This window comes from Vibrio sp. Isolate34 (genome assembly GCF_022397915.1).
GTDB lineage: Bacteria > Pseudomonadota > Gammaproteobacteria > Enterobacterales > Vibrionaceae > Vibrio.
Map to the genome: position 1 here is coordinate 390,235 of NZ_JAKEUO010000001.1, position 18,997 is coordinate 409,231.

General features: G+C 44.4%; 18 protein-coding genes. 5 read left to right on the forward strand and 13 right to left on the reverse strand.

Going from position 1 to position 18,997, the window contains the following annotated elements:
- Positions 1 to 38: 38 nt before the first annotated feature.
- On the forward strand, positions 39 to 698 hold the full coding sequence (lipB, locus tag L1D22_RS01870) for a lipoyl(octanoyl) transferase LipB (protein WP_239828514.1): 660 nt from the start codon (positions 39 to 41) through the stop codon (positions 696 to 698).
- Between the two features lie 4 nt (positions 699 to 702).
- Positions 703 to 1,668: a lipoyl synthase gene (lipA, locus tag L1D22_RS01875; protein ID WP_239828515.1), complete on the forward strand. Its 966-nt coding sequence runs from the start codon at positions 703 to 705 to the stop codon at positions 1,666 to 1,668.
- 162 nt (positions 1,669 to 1,830) lie between these two features.
- Here lipA and L1D22_RS01880 read toward each other — a convergent pair whose 3' ends face one another.
- The 3 genes from L1D22_RS01880 to L1D22_RS01890 form a co-directional block, all read right to left on the reverse strand.
- Positions 1,831 to 3,192, reverse strand: a complete 1,362-nt coding sequence (locus tag L1D22_RS01880; protein ID WP_239828516.1) for a sodium-dependent transporter — start codon at positions 3,190 to 3,192, stop codon at positions 1,831 to 1,833.
- A gap of 276 nt (positions 3,193 to 3,468) precedes the next feature.
- Positions 3,469 to 4,245, reverse strand: a complete 777-nt coding sequence (locus L1D22_RS01885; protein WP_239828517.1) for a YggN family protein — start codon at positions 4,243 to 4,245, stop codon at positions 3,469 to 3,471.
- A gap of 87 nt (positions 4,246 to 4,332) precedes the next feature.
- Positions 4,333 to 4,806: a GreA/GreB family elongation factor gene (locus L1D22_RS01890; protein ID WP_239828518.1), complete on the reverse strand. Its 474-nt coding sequence runs from the start codon at positions 4,804 to 4,806 to the stop codon at positions 4,333 to 4,335.
- 145 nt (positions 4,807 to 4,951) lie between these two features.
- Here L1D22_RS01890 and L1D22_RS01895 point away from each other — a divergent pair, with 145 nt between their 5' ends.
- The gene (locus L1D22_RS01895) at positions 4,952 to 6,886 is read left to right on the forward strand and encodes a RecQ family ATP-dependent DNA helicase (RefSeq protein ID WP_239828519.1); all 1,935 of its coding nucleotides are present in this window, start codon (positions 4,952 to 4,954) and stop codon (positions 6,884 to 6,886) included.
- A 64-nt stretch (positions 6,887 to 6,950) separates the two neighbouring features.
- Here L1D22_RS01895 and dinB read toward each other — a convergent pair whose 3' ends face one another.
- Positions 6,951 to 8,027 (reverse strand): DNA polymerase IV, encoded by a 1,077-nt coding sequence (gene dinB / locus L1D22_RS01900; RefSeq protein ID WP_239828520.1) that lies wholly within the window; start codon positions 8,025 to 8,027, stop codon positions 6,951 to 6,953.
- A 162-nt stretch (positions 8,028 to 8,189) separates the two neighbouring features.
- On the opposite strand from dinB, the gene L1D22_RS01905 reads away from it, so the two are divergent.
- Positions 8,190 to 9,431: a diguanylate cyclase gene (locus L1D22_RS01905; protein WP_239828521.1), complete on the forward strand. Its 1,242-nt coding sequence runs from the start codon at positions 8,190 to 8,192 to the stop codon at positions 9,429 to 9,431.
- Positions 9,432 to 9,542: 111 nt separating this feature from the next.
- Here L1D22_RS01905 and nqrM read toward each other — a convergent pair whose 3' ends face one another.
- From nqrM to bolA, 9 genes are all read right to left on the reverse strand, one after another.
- Positions 9,543 to 9,797, reverse strand: coding sequence for a (Na+)-NQR maturation NqrM (gene nqrM, locus L1D22_RS01910; protein WP_004737624.1), 255 nt, complete (start codon positions 9,795 to 9,797; stop codon positions 9,543 to 9,545).
- A gap of 16 nt (positions 9,798 to 9,813) precedes the next feature.
- The gene (locus L1D22_RS01915) at positions 9,814 to 10,818 is read right to left on the reverse strand and encodes an FAD:protein FMN transferase (RefSeq protein WP_239828522.1); all 1,005 of its coding nucleotides are present in this window, start codon (positions 10,816 to 10,818) and stop codon (positions 9,814 to 9,816) included.
- 174 nt (positions 10,819 to 10,992) lie between these two features.
- Positions 10,993 to 12,219: an NADH:ubiquinone reductase (Na(+)-transporting) subunit F gene (nqrF, locus tag L1D22_RS01920; protein WP_239828523.1), complete on the reverse strand. Its 1,227-nt coding sequence runs from the start codon at positions 12,217 to 12,219 to the stop codon at positions 10,993 to 10,995.
- A gap of 29 nt (positions 12,220 to 12,248) precedes the next feature.
- Complete coding sequence (gene nqrE / locus L1D22_RS01925; protein ID WP_009848375.1) at positions 12,249 to 12,845, reverse strand: NADH:ubiquinone reductase (Na(+)-transporting) subunit E; 597 nt, start codon at positions 12,843 to 12,845, stop codon at positions 12,249 to 12,251.
- Positions 12,846 to 12,852: 7 nt separating this feature from the next.
- Positions 12,853 to 13,485 (reverse strand): NADH:ubiquinone reductase (Na(+)-transporting) subunit D, encoded by a 633-nt coding sequence (locus L1D22_RS01930; RefSeq protein ID WP_008223083.1) that lies wholly within the window; start codon positions 13,483 to 13,485, stop codon positions 12,853 to 12,855.
- Positions 13,485 to 14,252 (reverse strand): Na(+)-translocating NADH-quinone reductase subunit C, encoded by a 768-nt coding sequence (locus L1D22_RS01935; RefSeq protein ID WP_239828524.1) that lies wholly within the window; start codon positions 14,250 to 14,252, stop codon positions 13,485 to 13,487. Before L1D22_RS01935 ends, L1D22_RS01930 begins: the two co-directional genes overlap by 1 nt.
- Positions 14,242 to 15,486: an NADH:ubiquinone reductase (Na(+)-transporting) subunit B gene (locus L1D22_RS01940; protein ID WP_048669180.1), complete on the reverse strand. Its 1,245-nt coding sequence runs from the start codon at positions 15,484 to 15,486 to the stop codon at positions 14,242 to 14,244. Before L1D22_RS01940 ends, L1D22_RS01935 begins: the two co-directional genes overlap by 11 nt.
- Before the next feature lie 5 nt (positions 15,487 to 15,491).
- Complete coding sequence (locus L1D22_RS01945) at positions 15,492 to 16,832, reverse strand: Na(+)-translocating NADH-quinone reductase subunit A (RefSeq protein ID WP_239828525.1); 1,341 nt, start codon at positions 16,830 to 16,832, stop codon at positions 15,492 to 15,494.
- Between the two features lie 521 nt (positions 16,833 to 17,353).
- A complete protein-coding gene (gene bolA, locus L1D22_RS01950; protein WP_017064186.1) occupies positions 17,354 to 17,662 on the reverse strand; it encodes a transcriptional regulator BolA in 309 nt (102 codons plus the stop codon).
- Positions 17,663 to 17,836: 174 nt separating this feature from the next.
- Here bolA and L1D22_RS01955 point away from each other — a divergent pair, with 174 nt between their 5' ends.
- A complete protein-coding gene (locus tag L1D22_RS01955; RefSeq protein ID WP_017068516.1) occupies positions 17,837 to 18,988 on the forward strand; it encodes a methyltransferase in 1,152 nt (383 codons plus the stop codon).
- Positions 18,989 to 18,997 lie beyond the last annotated feature (9 nt).

The window sequence follows — 18,997 nt, forward strand, 5'->3', positions numbered from 1 at the left end:
AATGCGTTCACTTTATTAATCCTTGAGGGAGTGCCGCTATGCAAAATAAGCTAATCGTAAAAAAATTAGGCCGTCAGGATTATGAGCCTGTATGGAAAGCCATGCATAAGTTCACAGACGAACGCACGGAAGAAGACGTAGACCAAGTTTGGTTGGTTGAACACAACCCTGTCTTCACTCAAGGACAAGCAGGCAAAGCTGAGCATGTTTTAAATGCCGGTGGTATCCCTGTGATACAAAGCGATCGCGGTGGCCAAGTGACTTATCACGGCCCAGGTCAGTTAGTTGCTTACTTTCTGATTAACATCCGCCGCAAGAAATTCGGAGTGCGTGATTTGGTTACTCATATCGAGAACCTCGTAATCAATACTCTGAAAGCTTACAATATAGATTCAGCTGCCCGACCTGACGCTCCAGGTGTTTATGTCGATGGCAAGAAAATCTGTTCACTCGGATTACGTATTCGACGTGGCTGCTCGTTCCACGGGCTAGCACTGAACGTTGATATGGACCTGTCTCCATTCCTACGTATTAACCCATGTGGTTATCAAGGAATGGAAATGGCACAGGTCAGCCAACTTGGCGGACCAAGTGAACTAGAAAACGTTGAGCAACAGTTAATACAAGAGCTCGTAGAGCTACTCGGCTATGACCAAGTAGACATTCAAGCCACCAGTTACATTACAGCAGAAGCATAAAATCATGAGCAAACCAATCCAAATGGAAAAAGGCGTTAAATATCGTGACGCTGACAAAATGGCATTAATTCCCGTAAAGAATATGCCTGCTGAACAGAAAGAAGTGCTACGTAAGCCAGAATGGATGAAGATTAAACTTCCTTCAGACAGCCATCGTATCCAAGAAATCAAATCAGCAATGCGCAAAAACAACCTGCACTCAGTTTGTGAAGAAGCGTCTTGCCCTAACCTAGCCGAGTGTTTCAACCACGGTACGGCAACGTTTATGATTCTTGGCGCTATCTGTACACGTCGCTGCCCGTTCTGTGATGTTGCCCATGGTCGTCCAGTTGCTCCTGAAGCAGAAGAGCCGAAGAAGCTAGCTAAAACAATTAAAGACATGAAACTGAAGTACGTTGTAATCACTTCAGTTGACCGCGATGACTTGCGTGACGGCGGTGCTCAGCACTTTGCTGACTGTAACCGTGAGATTCGCGAGCTAAACCCAAATATTCGTATCGAAACACTGGTTCCAGACTTCCGTGGTCGTATGGACGTTGCGCTTGGCCTAATGAAAGACAACCCGCCAGATGTTTTCAACCACAACCTAGAGACAGCACCACGCCTATACCGTAAAGCGCGACCGGGTGCGAACTACAAATGGTCTCTAGATCTACTGAAGAAGTTCAAAGAACAACACCCAGATATCCCAACAAAGTCAGGCGTGATGATGGGCCTTGGTGAGACGAAAGAAGAGATCGTTCAAGTACTGAAAGATCTTCGCGAACACGGTGTAACTATGCTGACACTAGGTCAATACCTAGCACCAAGCCGTCACCACTTACCAGTAGAGCGCTACGTGCCGCCTTCAGAGTTCGACGAGCTGAAAGAGATTGCTCTTGAACTTGGCTTCACACACGCTGCTTGTGGTCCGTTTGTACGTTCTTCTTACCATGCAGATCTACAAGCTCAAGGTATGGAAATTAAGTAAGCGGTTACTTAACTCTCCTCTATTTTAAAGGCGCATACCCGAGGGGATGCGCCTTTTTAGTATCGACAGACCGTCACGTTACATCACCATAATTCCTATACAACAAAGTCGCTCTAAGAGAGCGGCTTTGTTAAATTAAGACGAGTGAACAATTATGGTCAATTAACCGAATGAAGCCCAGATAACCGTCGCCACTAAGATTGGGCACACGAACTTCACATACATTGGCCACACTTTACCAAACCAACCAAGCTGAAAATCAGGGCAACCTTGCTCAAGCTCTTTCACTTTTGACGCTCGGCTCCATACCCAGCCACCAAATAGGCAGAACATCAATGCAGCAATCGGTTGAAGGTATTGAGTCGCTATCATCGCCACCATGCCAAACATTGCAGCAAAGTTGTAAACAATTACCACACTGAATAGTGCGATAGCACCACCAATCACCCAACTTGTTGGCGTTCTTCTGGTATTGAAACGCTCACTCACTAGTGCTACCGGGCCTTCCAGCATCGAAATTGAAGAAGTAAGGGCAGCAATCGTTAGCAACAAGAAGAAAACAATCGCAAAGATCTGGCCAAGCACACCTAAGCTATCAAACATCAAAGGCAGAACCGTGAACACTAGCGTGTCAGAGCTTAACAACGAGCCATCTTCCGCGTAGATTTGAACGCCTTTTTGCATCGCAACAAACATCGCAGGCATAACCACTAAGCCCGCAATAAAGGCAACAGCAGTATCAACCAAGGTTACGTTCATCGCCATTTTTGGCAGGTTCTCTTTCTTACTTAAGTAAGAGCCATAAACCAACATTGAACAGCCACCAATGGTGAGTGAGAAGAAGCCTTGTCCCATCGCCGCTAGGATCAGCTTTCTATCCCACACTTTCTCAAAGTCCGGAACTAGGTAGTGTTTCAGGCCTTCCATCGCACCAGATTGCGTCATGATGTAAACGAACAATAGGCCGAACAACACAAACAATGCCGGCATTAAACGCGTCGACCACTTCTCGATACCTTGCTTAACACCGCCCTGCACAATCAAAATCGTCAGTACGTAGAACGCAACGGTACCGAAGACATTACGCTCAACGCTGAAGCCTTTAAACCAATCCGCAATCGCCTCTATGCCAATCAGATCTGCAACAGCGCCGATTAGGAAGCAGATCAACCAACCGCCGACAATGCTATAAAACGCTAATACTGCGCTTGGAACACTGAGACCAATCCAACCAACAAATTCACCGACTTTCTTGCCTAGTGGGTTAGCCGTTAGTGAACGCATACTATCGACCGGGTTCGCTTGACCATGACGACCAATCGCCATCTCAACCACCAGCATAGGGAAAGCAACCACGAAGATCATGATTAGGTAAACAAGCAGAAAAGCACCACCGCCATTGCTCGCAACTTGAGTTGGGAAACCCCAAATATTACCCAAGCCAACCGCTGCACCAGCCGCTGCTAAAATAAAACCTAAACGAGAACTAAATAGCTCTCTTGAAGAGGAAGATTGTTGGTCCATATTGCCCGCATAAAAATCAGTGAACTAGTTGAGAAGTACAGTAATCAAAAGCAATGATAGACACAACCAATAAATGAACAATTCTCTAATTTTTACAATCAATACGCTATTTAGAACCACAAAATTAACAACAACCCAGTTCGATAGTTTTCCATCCATATACACCAAAGGATTATCAACAGAATCCAGCCACAAAATTGATACTTATCATTGAGTGAACAATACAAACAAAAAGAGCACCAACCGGTGCTCTTACTATTTATCACTAGACTCGAATTAAATCGTGAATACTTGGTAATCTTTCAGGTTCGGAATGATTTCATGCAGTTCTTGCTCTTGTTCTGCCATCTCATCAAGTGAATCACAGAACTCGGTGCCTTCTTCTTGCATTTGCTGAGCATGTTCTTTCATTCGCTCTTCAACTTTAAGCTTGAGGTCCGCCATGCTGTCAGCCAGTTCAGTCAGGTTTAGCCCTCCCTCTTGCTTCATCTTTTCCGACATCGCATTGAAAGCACTCGAGATAAACTCTTGGTTAAAGATCTCCTTCGCTTTCTCGAAATCTTCAGACCAGCCATTTGCCATCGAATCAAAACTGTCTGCAGGTAGCACTAGCTCACCATCTTTGTAGTAACGCGCCTCAAGTTCAGCAAAATACGTCTTCATTGACTCTTTTACGTTATCAAACGACTCAGGCGAATCTAGGCTAGCGGCAATATCATCAATAACGTCATTGGCTAATGCTAAGCTCTCGTTAGCCATTTGCTTTGCGCGAGGTAAATACTCACTCATGCTGTCACGATACTTATCTATCGCGGCTTGTTGGTCAGCATCGAGCTCGACTTTCTCGCCATGGATATAGAGGTCATTGTTTTCATCGAAGACCGCTGTATCGCCATTCACCTGATGGATTTCGACTTTTTGGTCATCGATTCGTAATTCATTCTTCAAATCAACTCGACACTGCGCTGCAAACGTTGGCAGACTCACAACAGCAATAACCGCTGTTAGTGATGCAATTAATACACTGTTTTTCATAAATACATTGCTTTTCATAACACCCTCTCATCAATCTGACAAATTACTATACCTTGGGTTTATGCTTCTTTGTCAGAGAAACGTTTATATCTATTAGCCCGTTAGTTAGTCGATAGATAGAACTTCGTAGCAAAACTGTTTATCAGCGACCTTAAACTCGATTTCATCGCCAACTTCTTTACCCATTAGAGCCTGACCAAACGGCGCGTTCGCGGTCACGATAGCAACTTCATTATCATTCCACATAACAGAGAGTCCACCAACTCTCGGCCCCATAAAAAAGTGTTTATATTGGTCATGCTCGTCAATCACCACCACATAACTGCTCACCGTAATCTTTTCACTGTCACGCAATACAAGGTTTCGATAGCACTGAATATCATCTTCACACTCTTGCACTCTCACCGCTTGTCCGTGGGCAAGATACGAGGCTTCTAGAGCTAAAGTGTCATACTTGTGTTCTGGCACTGTCTCTTCATCGGTCGCGGCGTCAATGGCACGCTGGGTAGCGGACTGCGCGATACTTAATCGGGTTTCGAGTTGCTCAATGATTATTTGTCGAAGCTCAGACTTATTCATACTATTGGAGTGCTTTTCTATAGGGGCTACAGAATAGAATTAGGTACAATCAGGTGCAAGACATTTGATTCAACGAGCGACGCTATCATGAATAGATGCGCGCTTTAGCATCAATACGACACTTATTAAATCAGGTAGAACATAAATGATTGAGCAGAAGCTAAAACAAGTATTCGGATTCGATTCACTACGAAACGGGCAAAAGCAAGTCATTGATAATGTTCTATCTGGTCATTCGACCGCTGCAATATTCCCAACGGGATCAGGCAAGTCACTTTGCTACCAATTGCCCGCGTTAGAGCTTCCTCATTTAACCTTGGTGATATCACCGCTATTAGCGTTAATGAAAGACCAGCTCAGTTTCTTACACAGTAAAGGCATTAGCGCGGCTGCAATCGAATCAAGCCAAGACAGACAAACCACACAACAGGTGATGCAATCCGTGCGTAACGGTGACACAAAAATCCTAATGATCTCGGTTGAGCGCCTGAAGAACGAACGCTTTCGTCAGTTTATCTCCCAAGTGCCTATCTCGTTACTTGTGGTCGATGAGGCGCACTGTATCTCGGAGTGGGGTCACAACTTCAGACCAGACTACCTAAAACTTCCTCAATACCAAAAACAACTGAATATTCCTCAAGTGCTACTGCTCACAGCAACCGCGACGACCTCTGTTATCCAAGATATGAAGTCTAAGTTTGATATCGATGAGGAGCGTGTAGTGGTTACTGGCTTCTATCGTCAAAACCTAGACCTTTCAATTCAACCTTGCGAACAAGCCAGCAAACTAGAAACCTTGTGCAATGTCGTCAACCGAGCTTCTCTCGCTCCGACTATTGTGTATGTCACGCTTCAACAAACAGCAGAGATGGTCGCTCAGCAACTTCGTAATGCTGGCGTAAATGCCGTGGCTTATCATGCCGGCCTTAAGCCAGAAAACAGAGACGCCATCCAACATCAATTCATGAGTGATGACGTCAACTGTATCGTGGCAACCATTGCATTTGGTATGGGTGTCGACAAGTCAAATATTCGCCGAGTGATTCACTTTGACTTACCAAAATCGATAGAGAACTACTCCCAAGAGATAGGAAGAGCTGGCCGTGATGGACAAGCTTCTGAGTGTATTTTGCTCGCGAACAAACACGGCTTGAGCACACTAGAGAACTTTGTATTTGGCGATACGCCAGACAACATATCAATCCAGGCAGTATTAAAAGAAATCTACGAAAACCAAAACATTAATGCTTCAGGTTCAAGTCAATGGGAGATCATGCTTAATCAGCTATCGCGTGAATCCAACATTCGTCAGCTGCCGCTTAAAACACTGCTGGTTTACCTCGAAATTGAAGGAGTAATTGAGCCGAAGTACAGCTACTTCGCCGATTACAAATTTAAGTTCATTCGCCCTAAGCAGCAGATCTGCGAGCAGTTCCAAGGCGAACGTCTTAACTTTGTTGAAGCGATTTTTCAATGCTCACCGCAAGCGAGAGTCTGGTGCCAAGTCGACTTCGAGGCGCTTTGGACTCATTTCCAAGCGGATCGCCAACGTGTGATTGCGGCAATTGATTACTTTAATGAACAGGGTTGGATTGAACTAGAAAGCAAACAGATCACGGATGTCTACGCGATTCACAATACCTCTGAAGATATGATGCAGTTATCTGAGCGATTAACTGAGTTGTTTAAGGCAAAAGAGAACAGTGAAATCAATCGTCTTAATCAGATGCTGAGCTTCTTTGAAGCGGACACCTGTCTAAGCTCGCGCCTTGCAAGTTACTTTGCCGATGATAAAGCGCCAACCAAGTGTGGTCACTGCTCTGTATGTCGCGGTCAAGTAGCAACCTTACCAACCGTTGATGTTGAGCCTGTTGATGATGAAACGGTAATGACATGGATTCATGAGTTCATTTCAGCGAGCCAACAGTTGATTACCGACGAAGCGATTACTCGTTTTCTCTGTGGGATCGCCACCCCACTTTCAACCAAGCTTAAAGCCAGCAAAATGGTCGGCTACGGAAAGTTAGAGCAACAACCATTCAGTGATACCTTAGCGCGAGTAAAGCAACTTCCTAGGTAACTCTTACCTATAAAAAACCGACTAGGCTTTGAGGCTTAGTCGGTATTCATCTAACTCATTATCTTTAAAAGAAGCTCAGCTGACGCATCTGCTCTTTGGGTTGTAGCATCACACTTAGGCCTAGTAAGCGTATCTCTCGTCCTTGTTGCCTTTTCAGTATTTCACTCAACAGCTCTTTGAAATGTTCGCGATCGAGTGAAGCATGTATGTGTTCGATAGTGGTTTGCTGAAAGTCGGCGAACTTGAGTTTGATTCCCTGCTTGATGATCGCTTTACTTGGGCTAGCCTTTTCTAAGCGAGTTTCGAGTTCAGGAAACAGCTTATCTTCTATCACCTGCCAACATTCAGCGTAAGTCGATATGTTTTGAGTAAAGGTTCGCTCTACGCCTACCGACTTTCTTTCACGTTCTATGATAACTTCTCGGTCATCAATGCCGTGGCTGCGCTTCCACAGTGACGCACCTTGGCGGCCAAATTTAAGCAGTAGGTCGCGATAGTCAGACTGCTTAATGTCCTTACAAGTAAAGAAGCCCGCTTGATGCAGCTTTTCCAGGCTCACCTTGCCGACACCGGGGATTTTTTCGAGTGGTAGTTCGTCGATCACCGCTTGGACGTTTTGGGGAGGGATAACAAATTGCCCATTGGGTTTATTCATATCCGATGCGACTTTCGCCAAGAACTTGATCGGAGCAATGCCTGCGGAAGCCGTCAGATTGAGTTCGTTCCAGATATCACGACGGATCGACTCTGCAATGAGTGTCGCCGAACCATGACACTGTTTTGAATCGGTCACATCTAGAAACGCTTCATCCAAAGAAAGCGGCTCAATCACTGAGGTATATCGAAAAAAGATTTCGCGGATCTTCTTCGATATCTCGACATAGACTGACATTCTTCCCGGCACGACCAGCAAATTAGGGCAAAGCTGCAGCGCTTTACCAGTAGGCATAGCAGAACGAACACCAAACTTACGCGCTTCGTAGTTACACGTGCTCAGCACACCGCGTTGTTTTTCATGCCCACCCACGGCAAGCGGTCGATTTCGGTAAGATGGGTTGTCTCGCATTTCTACAGCTGCGTAAAAACAATCCATATCAACATGGATTATTTTTCTGACTCTCTCTTGGTCCGCACTACACATTTAGAAATAACTCAACCTTACAACTGTATCTATGAACAGTATAATCAATTATTCTCAGATTTAAAATGATCTGGAGTCCAGCCCAACAGGTTTCACTTCATTCGCCGCCCACTATTCTGATAGTATTGTTAGGAGTATTGAGTCTATAAGTAGGGATCGCTTTTGAGTGAAAAAATACTAGTGGTAGAGGATAGTCGCGCATTCAGAAACTATCTTTACCAGCAATTTAAGAACGATGGCTATCAAGTTTCGCTGGCGGAATCTGTAGAACAAGCCAAAGCGATCTTAGAGAAAGAAACGGATTTCTTATGTGCAGTCCTCGACTATTGTCTACCTGACGGCCAAGACGGCGAGATCATTGACCTGGTACTTGGTTACCAGCAAAAGATCATCGTGCTAACCGGCATGTTCAACAACACACTTCGAGAGCAAGTTCTTGCCAAAGGTGTGCTTGATTACATCCTCAAAGACAGCATGTCATCAGTCAGCTACTTGCTTCCTCTGGTTAATCGAATCTCCAATAATCGCCACCATAAAGCGCTGGTCGTTGATGATTCTGCTGTGGTTCGCCGATATGTCGTTCAGCTCCTCGAACATCAATATATTCAAACCGTTCAAGCCGAAGACGGTGAGCAAGCACTCACGCTTCTTCAGAACGATCCTGATATCACTTTTGTTGTGACCGACCATGATATGCCGAATAAAGATGGCATTTCGATGACCCGCGACATTAGAGTCAATCACGACCGTAATCAACTCGCAATTCTTGGGCTCTCTGGTAGTGATGATCGCACCATGACGGCACGCTTCCTCAAAGCCGGAGCCAACGACTTCCTATATAAACCTTTCAACCAAGAAGAGTTTTTCTGCCGCATCCACCAATTATTGGATATGAAGGAAGCCACCAATGAACTGTTTCGTCATGCCAATGAGGATGCCCTTACCGGATTATGGAACCGTCGTTACCTGTTCAATCAAACATGTAAAGTTTGTGAGCAGCGCAGTATTGCTATGATGGATATCGACTTCTTCAAGAAAGTGAACGACACCTACGGTCACGATGGTGGTGATGCAGTACTGGTGGAAGTCGGCAAGATAATCAAAGATTACTTTAAAGATGATGTTGCGGTTCGTTTCGGTGGTGAAGAGTTTTGCATTCAATCATGTGGTCCATTTGAACAGTTTGTGGAAGCGTTGGAATCCATGAGAGACGCAATTGAAAGTCACCAAGTGGAGCATGATTCACAAATCATTGAAGTGACCATGAGCATTGGGGTAACCGATCAAGTGGGCTCTTTAGATGAACAGATTAAAGCCGCCGACGAACTGCTTTATACCGCTAAAGAACAAGGTCGAAACCAGCTAGTGTGCGCTCGCAATAATCTTCAGTTAGTTAACGAGTAGCTGAACCTTTCTAAGCATGAATCCAATTTGCTAAAAACAAAAAAGCCCAAGGCACATACCTTGGGCTTCTGTTCTTGGAAGGCTTAATTCGCTCCCAATCAATATCGCTGATTAAGCAATACGATCTTTATTCCAAGCAGCTTCTTTTTGCTGACGCTCGGCCAGTTTCTCTTCGCGGTAAGCTTCACGAGCTTCACGCTTTTTACGCGCATCACAAGGTTCTGGGCAGTTACATACTTTATCAATACCAACTGCACCTAAGCCGCCACAGCTACCTTTAACTACTTTCTTTTGAATGATGTAACCAATAGACATTGCTGTAATCACAGCTAGAAAAACACCAAATGTAATCAGAAATGTATTCATAATTATCTCGCTTACCTTATTTACCTAAGTATGGCTTAAATGCTTCAGAAGCAACTTCTTTAAAGCCATCTGCTGTTTTTACCACCATGAACACAGGGATGTTATGTTGGTTTGCGACTTCCATTCCTTTCTCTTCACCTAAGACCATAAGGCCTGTAGATAAGCCGTCTGCAGTCATTGAAGACGGGTTTAAAACAGTCACAGAAACCACTTTATGGTGAAGAGGCTTTCCTGTTTCAGGGTTGATGATGTGTGAGTAACGAACACCATCACGTTCAAAATAGTTACGGTAATCACCAGAGGTTGCGATAGCCATATCACCCGGCTCGATGATCTCTTGGATATTACGCTCGTCGACGCTTGGTTTCTCAATCGCGATACGCCAGCCCACGTTCTCACGGTTTAAACCTTTCAGACGAATTTCGCCACCGACTTCAACCATGTAGTTGTGAATACCAATAGAATCAAGGTAGTCAGCGACGACGTCAACGCCCCAACCTTTTGCAATCGTGGATAGATCGACATACAGGTTAGGTAGGTCTTTTTTCAACATGTTGCCTTCAACGCTAAGGTGATGGATACCAATCTTAGCCTTGCGAGCCGCCAGCTCTTCATCTGATGGCACAATTTCAGGACGGGCTTCAGGACCAAAGCCCCATAAATTAACTAATGGACCAACCGTTACATCCAGTGCTCCTTCAGTAAGACCGTTCAAACGAATCGCTTCTTTCACAACCGTCGCTGTTTGCTCAGATACTTCGAACGCATCTGCACCTTTATGCTGGTTGAAACGGCTTAATTCGGAATCTTCACGGTAAGTCGACATCTGGTCGTTTACTTCTTCAAGCAGGCGATCGATCTCTGTATGAACTTCATTAGACTCAGGAAATTCATCACCATTGATGTATTTAATATTGTAACTCGTGCCCATCGTTGGGCCACTCAAATGCACTTGCTCTCTTGACTGCTCACAGCCCGCAAGAAAAATCAAAGAAGTTAATGCAACAAGCCAAATTCTCACTTGCTTACTCCTGTCTAATGTTGAGGATTTATATAAGGAAAAATAAGAGTAAAAAATAGGTATTTTGAATGCCTTACTCTTTCTTATATAAGCCAGTATGTTGTCAAAAGCTGTCTTAGAAAAACAAATGGCTGACTCGTAGGAGTCAGCCATAATATCAATCACTTAAGTGGATTAACCACCGAAGTCATCTAGTAGGATGTTTTCATCTTCTACACCAAGATCTTTCAGCATGCCGATAACAGCAGCGTTCATCATCGGTGGACCACACATGTAGTACTCACAATCTTCAGGAGCTTCGTGATCCTTCAGGTAGTTTTCGTACAGTACGTTGTGGATGAAACCAGTATAACCGTCCCAGTTGTCCTCTGGTTGAGGATCAGACAGTGCACAATGCCACACGAAGTTTTCGTTTGCAGCCGCTAGGCCATCGAAATCTTCAATGTAGAACATCTCACGCTTAGAACGTGCGCCATACCAGTAAGACATCTTACGAGTAGACTTAAGACGCTTAAGTTGGTCGAAGATATGAGAACGCATAGGCGCCATACCTGCACCACCACCGATGAATACCATTTCATTGTCTGTGTCTTTAGCAAAGAACTCACCAAATGGACCAGAAATAGTACACTTGTCACCAGGCTTAAGAGACCAGATGTATGAAGACATCACACCTGGAGCTACGTCTGGGTTGTTTGGCGGCGGAGTCGCGATACGAACGTTCAACTTAATGATGCCTTTCTCTTCTGGGTATGAAGCCATTGAGTAAGCACGGATTGAATGTTCTTTAACGATAGACTCGTAACGGAATAGATTGAACTTATCCCAGTCACCACGGTATTCCTCAGGAATATCGTAATCTGCGTATTTCACGTGATGTGGTTCAGCTTCAATCTGAATGTAACCACCCGCGCGGAACGGAACTTCTTCACCTTCAGGGATTGCTAGTGCAAGTTCTTTAATGAAAGTAGCTTCGTTGTTATTCGAGATAACAGTACATTCCCACTTTTTAACACCAAAGATATCCTCGTCTAGTTCAATCTCCATGTCAGTTTTCATAGCAACTTGACATGCAAGACGTTCACCTTCACGAGCTTCGCCTTTTGTGATGTGATCAAGTTCAGTTGGTAGGATGTCGCCACCACCAGACTTAACTTTTACACGACACTGACCACAAGAGCCACCGCCACCACAAGCAGAAGATACGAAGATACCAGCGCCAGCTAGGGCACCAAGTAGCTTGCTACCAGGTTGAGTAACGATCGCCTTTTCAGGGTCGCCATTTACTGAAATAGTGATGTCACCTGATGGTACTAACTTAGACTTAGCGAAAAGAATCACTAGTACTAGAGCCAGTACAATAATGGTAAACATCGCTACGCCAAGAATAATACTAAACATTTGTTATTCCTTATTACTGGGTGCTTACCCTACAGTTGAACACCAGAGAAAGACATAAAGCCTAACGCCATCAGACCAACAGTAATGAACGTGATACCAAGGCCACGTAGACCTGGAGGTACGTCAGAGTACTTCATCTTCTCACGGATACCCGCAAGAGCAACGATAGCTAACATCCAACCCACACCAGAACCGAAGCCGTAAACAACAGATTCAGCAAAGTTGTAGTCACGAGTTACCATGAAAGATACACCACCAAAGATTGCACAGTTAACTGTGATCAGAGGAAGGAAGATACCTAGTGCGTTGTACAAAGGTGGGAAGAAACGGTCTAGGACCATCTCTAGGATTTGTACAAGTGCCGCGATAACACCGATGAATGCGATGAAGTTAAGGAAACTTAAATCGACACCTTCAACAAGCGCGTTTTCTTTTAGGATGTGTGTGTAAACAAGGTTGTTTACAGGAACAGCGATTGTAAGTACTACAACTACCGCAACACCAAGACCAAAAGAAGTTTTAACTTTCTTAGATACCGCTAGGAATGTACACATACCTAGGAAGAAAGAAAGCGCCATGTTTTCGATAAAAATCGATTTAACTAGCAGACTAATATAATGTTCCATGACTACCTTACCCCTTCGCTTCTACTTGTTCTGGTTTGAACACACGAATTGCCCAAATCAAGAAACCAATTAGGAAGAATGCAGAAGGTGCTAGAAGCATCAAGCCGTTTGGCTGATACCAACCACCGTTGCTCACTAGAGGTAGTACTTCCATACCAAATAGTTTGCCAGAGCCTAGAAGCTCACGGAAGAAACCAACAGTGATAAGAACGAAACCGTAACCAAGACCGTTACCAAGACCATCGATTAGAGATGGAATTGGCGCAGACTTCATTGCGAATGCTTCAGCACGACCCATTACAATACAGTTAGTAATGATTAGGCCTACGAATACAGATAGCTGCTTAGAGATATCGTATAGGTATGCTTTTAGCACTTGGTCTACCACGATTACTAGCGATGCGATAATTGCCATCTGAACGATGATACGCACACTGTTAGGAATGTGGTTACGGATCAAAGAAACGAAGAAGTTAGACAGAGCAGTAACGAACATTACCGCGATAGTCATAACAAATGCTGTTTCTAGCTTAGTGGTTACCGCAAGAGCAGAACACACACCAAGAACCTGTAGCGCGATTGGGTTGTTGTCCAACACCGGCGCTAAGATGCTCTTTTTAATTTCTTTTGCACTAGACATTAGTTCAGACCTCCGTCACGAACTTTTGCTAGGAACGGACCAAAGCCCATATCACCTAACCAGAAGTCAAATGTATGTTGAACACCAACGCTAGTCAGCGTTGCACCAGAAAGGCCATCTACACCGTGCTCAGAACCTTGAGGAGCGCCACCTTTAACAACCTGGATAGCAGGATTGTGGTTTTCGTCGAATAATTTCTTACCAACGAATTGAGCGCGCCAAGTTGGGTTCTCAACCTCACCACCAAGTCCAGGAGTTTCACCTTGCTCGTAGTAAGTGATACCAGAAACTGTGTTGCCATCAGTTTCTACCGCAACGAATGCGTACATCATTGACCATAGGCCGTTACCGTGAACAGGGATGATAACTTTAGAAGTTTCAGCGCCATCTTTCACAAGGTATACAGTACCTGTGTTAGCACGACGAAGGATCTTAGCAATGTCTTCTTCAGCTGAAAGCTTGATTGACTGAGCTGGATCTTTTGCCGCTTTACGTTGGTCGTATGCAGCAGCATCGCCGTCAACGAAATCGCCAGTAGCGAAATCAACTAGACGAGGTTCGATGTTCTCTGCGTACAACGCTGGAATATCACCTTCAAGGTCAATGCCCGCAACTTCAAGGATCTTAGTTTGCTGATCCAGAACTGCGTTAGCTTGTTGCTTAGGTTTAAGAACAACTGCAGCTGTTGAAACGATGATTGAGCACACTAGGCTCAATGCGATAACAACAAACAGCGTCTTTTTAATGCTATCGTTATTACTTGCCATAGCGCGCTAGTCTCCGCTTAATGTTCTTCTCGATTACAACGTGGTCAAACAGAGGAGCAAATAGGTTTGCGAATAGAATCGCAAGCATCATGCCTTCTGGGTATGCAGGGTTAACTACACGGATCATTACACACATTGCGCCGATTAGGATGCCGTACCACCACTTACCTTTGTTGGTAAATGAAGCTGATACTGGGTCTGTCGCCATGAAGAACATACCGAATGCGAAGCCACCTAGAACTAGGTGCCAGTGCCAAGGCATGCTGAACATTGCGTTAGTATCAGAACCGATCACGTTAAACAGCGTAGACACAGCAATCATACCGATCATTACACCAGCAATGATGCGCCATGAAGCGATACGCATGTAAACGATCATCGCAGCACCAATCATAAGTGCTAGAGTCGATACTTCACCGATAGAACCTGGGATGTTACCAATGAATGCGTCCATCCAAGTGATAGCTTCACCAGATGTAACGTTCATTAGTGCGCTACCGCCACCTTGAGCCCATTGGCTAAGAGCAGTTGCACCAGAGAAACCGTCTGCAGCAGTCCACACTACGTCACCTGAAATCTGTGCAGGGTATGCAAAGAATAGGAACGCACGGCCAGCAAGTGCAGGGTTCAGGAAGTTACGACCCGTACCACCGAAGATCTCTTTCGCTACAACAACACCGAAGGTAATACCTAGTGCTGCTTGCCATAGAGGAAGCGTTGGCGGAACGATAAGCGCGAATAAGATAGAAGTAACAAAGAAACCTTCGTTTACTTCGTGCTTACGCACCATACAGAACAGAACTTCCCAGAAACCACCAACGATGAATACCGTTGCGTAGATAGGTAGGAAGTAAGTCGCACCAAGTAGCATCTTACTGCCAACACCAGCATCGGCTCCTAAGGAGGCGCCAAGCATTTCAGTTAGCCAGTAGTGCCAGTTACCATCGATAACAGATGCTAGTTCAGCGCCTGCGTACATATGGTTAAGTGCTGCGATAGCTTGGCCGCCCGCGTTGTACATACCCCAGAACATTGCTGGGAATACCGCGAACCAAACCATGATCATGATACGTTTTAAATCAACGCTATCACGAACGTGCGAGCTTTTCTTTGTAATAAGACCTGGTGTGTAGAACACAGTCGCTGCTGCTTCGTAAAGCGCAAACCACTTCTCGTGTTTACCACCTGGCTCAAAATGATGCTCGATGTCTTCAAGAAACTTTTTAAGGCCCATGAAAATTACCCTTCCTTCTCAATCGTATCTAGGCATTCACGAAGTAGTTGACCGTACTCGTACTTACCTGGACATACAAAGGTACACAATGCTACATCTTCTTCGTCTAGCTCTAGCGCACCTAGTGCTTGAGCACTATCAACGTCGCCTGCACATAGATCACGAAGCAGCAATGTAGGTTCCATATCTAGAGGCATTACGCGCTCGTAGTTACCGATTGGAACCATTGAGCGGTCACTACCGTTTGTCGTCGTTGTCATGTTGAACAACTGACCTTTAAACAGGTGACCAAGGAATGAACGAGTAACAGAGAACTTGTTCTTACCAGGCATAGCCCAGCCGAATAGCTCTTTATCACGACCTTCACGTAGAACAGAAACTTGCTGATGGTAACGACCAAGGAAAGCATGTGGACCTGTTGCTTCAGTACCCGTAAGTACAGAACCAGAAATCACACGAACTTCGCCTGGCATTAGCTCGCTGTCTGTCAACTCTTCAAGGCTAGCACCAATTTGAGTACGAACTAGACGCGGGTTGTTTACCACTGGACCAGCCAGAGAAACAACACGATCGGTATAAAGCTCACCAGTAAGGAAAAGCTTACCGAATGCGATAACATCTTGGTAGTTAATACTCCACGCTACGTTTTCTGCATTTACCGGGTATAGGTAATGCATATGCGTGCCTGCAAGACCTGCAGGGTGTGGGCCATCAAAAACATGTTCTTCAACGTTAGACTGAGCTGAACGAGGTAAGCTAGTACCTTTTTTACAAACGTACACTTTACCGTTAGTCAGAGTTGAAAGAAGATCTAAACCAGCAACGAAAGCATCAGACTGCTCGTTAATGATTAATTCTGGCTCAGCTGCTAGCGGATTAGTATCCATAGCAGTAACGAAAATAGCCTGAGTTTCAGAATCAACTGCTGGAACCTTGCTGAACGGACGAGTTCGCAAAGCGGTCCATGCGCCAGACTCAACTAACTGAGTTTTAACCGTTTCACGGTCAAGACCTGCTAGTTGGTTAGCTTCATAGCTATTGAACGTGATTTGCTCATTGCCTGCTACTTCAATCACTACTGATTGAAGAACACGCTTAGCACCACGGTTCACTTCAATAACTTTACCGCTTGCTGGAGAAGTAAATACAACACCTGGGTTCTTTTTATCTGCAAAAAGAACTTGGCCTTTCTTCACTTCATCACCAACGCGAGCATGCATCGTAGGACGCATACCAACGTACTCTTCGCCAAGCAAGGCGACTTTAGTGATGGACTTACCATCATTAATCACCTGGGATGGAGTTCCTGCGATAGGAAGATCCAAACCCTTCTTTATTGTAATCATACGCACTTGCACTACTTTATCGGGAAAAAGATTCTTTTAATTGCGTAAATTCAGGACGTTTTAAAATCGCCCTTAGACACGACATTACAGTGTCCGGTTTTGGTAAATTTGAGATACCAAAATCGCAACATTATCTTAATAAACTCATCACACAAAACATGTGAGATTTATCAGGTGCCATATTCTAGCATTTTTTGACAACTTGATGCCATGACCAATAACTTGAATACCGCCTTTATTTGGTGAGATTTGAAGCATATGGACTCTCAAATATGTATAAATTTGACGAGCCGCACAGATAAAATGGCTTTTGAATCGTGTTTTAAACAAGAGATTAATACTCTGTCACAAACTAATATTTTACGAGTTATGTTGAAACACTGTTAATAAAAACATTACTCATTGTAGGTATTTCCAGCCATTCAAATTGCCATCAGTTTGAGTGATATAACAACGAAAAACACATAGGTTTGGCGACAAAAAAGGCGGCATCGCCGCCCTTTCTCAATATGCTCGTTGTGTTACTTGCCACCACCCATACACATAGGGCTGTCTGGCACGTTATCGAGCTGCTTCATCCATTCATCTTTTGTATAAGTGTGAATGGACAGTGCGTGAATATTATTCGCTAACTCTTCTGAAAGTGCTTTATTTACCGCTCGATGACGAGCAATAAGACGTAAACCTTCAAACACATCACTGACAACAATCACTTTAAAATGACTCTCAGAACCGGCCGGAACATTATGCATATAGCTCTCATTGACCACGTTTAAATGACTTGGTGAAAACTCATTGTGCAATTTTGTTTCGATAACTTCTTGGATCATTGTGATTCCTTAATAACGTATTGGCATTATCCGTGGGATGAGTATAAACCCTAAGCGGTCGACTGTCTGAGTATTTGATAGCGAATGGCGTAGGTTTGCTTGAGTTTTTTCTATCTTGTTCAGCCTGCATTTGAGACAATATCCTTGTTATTCCTTACATAAGTATCTCAAGCAATGAAAACCGAACTTACCCTTCACGATAGAACTTTGACCTTACATCGTTTCCCTAAACGTTCAAATGAAACCCTTCAAGCTTGGGATGCGGGCGACGAATACCTGATCAGTCATGTTGAAGAGATGAACCTTGAACCTGGCAAACACATCCTGATCATGAACGACAGCTTTGGTGCCCTATCCGCTTGGTTCTCGAAAGATCATGATGTCACCATGATGAGCGACTCATTTATCTCTCACCGTGGTGCCCTGAAAAACTTGCAACGCAATCAAAGTAACCGAGTGAACTTTTTGAACACGATGGATGATATCCCACACGGTATCGACCTTGTGATCATGCAGCTGCCAAAAACAAATCGTCACCTAATCTGGCAATTGAGCCAGCTACGCCAAGCATTGCCTGAAGGCTGCCAAGTGATCGGCGTCAACAAGGTAAAAGAGATTCACACCTCTACGCTTAACCTGTTCGAAAAATACCTTGGTGAAACCAAAACATCACTAGCGAAGAAAAAACACCGCTTAGTATTCTCATCTCCAAACTGCCAGCCAATTCAAACGGTAGAGCCTTTTGTTGAATGGGATGTAGACGGTGAAGATATCCGCCTGAAAAATTTACCAAATGTTTACTCAGGGGAAGCACTCGATCAAGGCGCTCGCTATATGCTAGAGCACATCCCTCAAGATCCTGAGCTACGTCATATCATCGATCTTGGTTGTGGCAACGGTGTATTGAGTGTAAAAGCAGGGCAATTGAACCCACAAGCCCGTATCACCTGTGTGGATGAAAGCTTTATGGCGGTGGAATCGGCGCGCCAAAACGTCAAAGATAACCTTGGTGAAGAAGGCAACTTCCAGTTCATCGCCAACAACTGTTTAGATGGCTTCAAGAAAAACAGCACCTACTTAGTGATGTGTAATCCTCCATTCCATCAGCAACAAGCGATTACGGATCACATTGCGTGGCAAATGTTCTGTGATGCAAAGCATGTTCTAAGCAATGGAGGCAAATTAATTGTTATTGGCAACCGACACCTCGGATACGATGTCAAACTAGCAAGACTATTTGGTGAAGCTAACGTTGAAACGCTTGAACTAAACCAAAAATTTGAGATATTACAAGCAACAAGAGAACCTGCGAATTTTAATAAATAAGCAGAAACG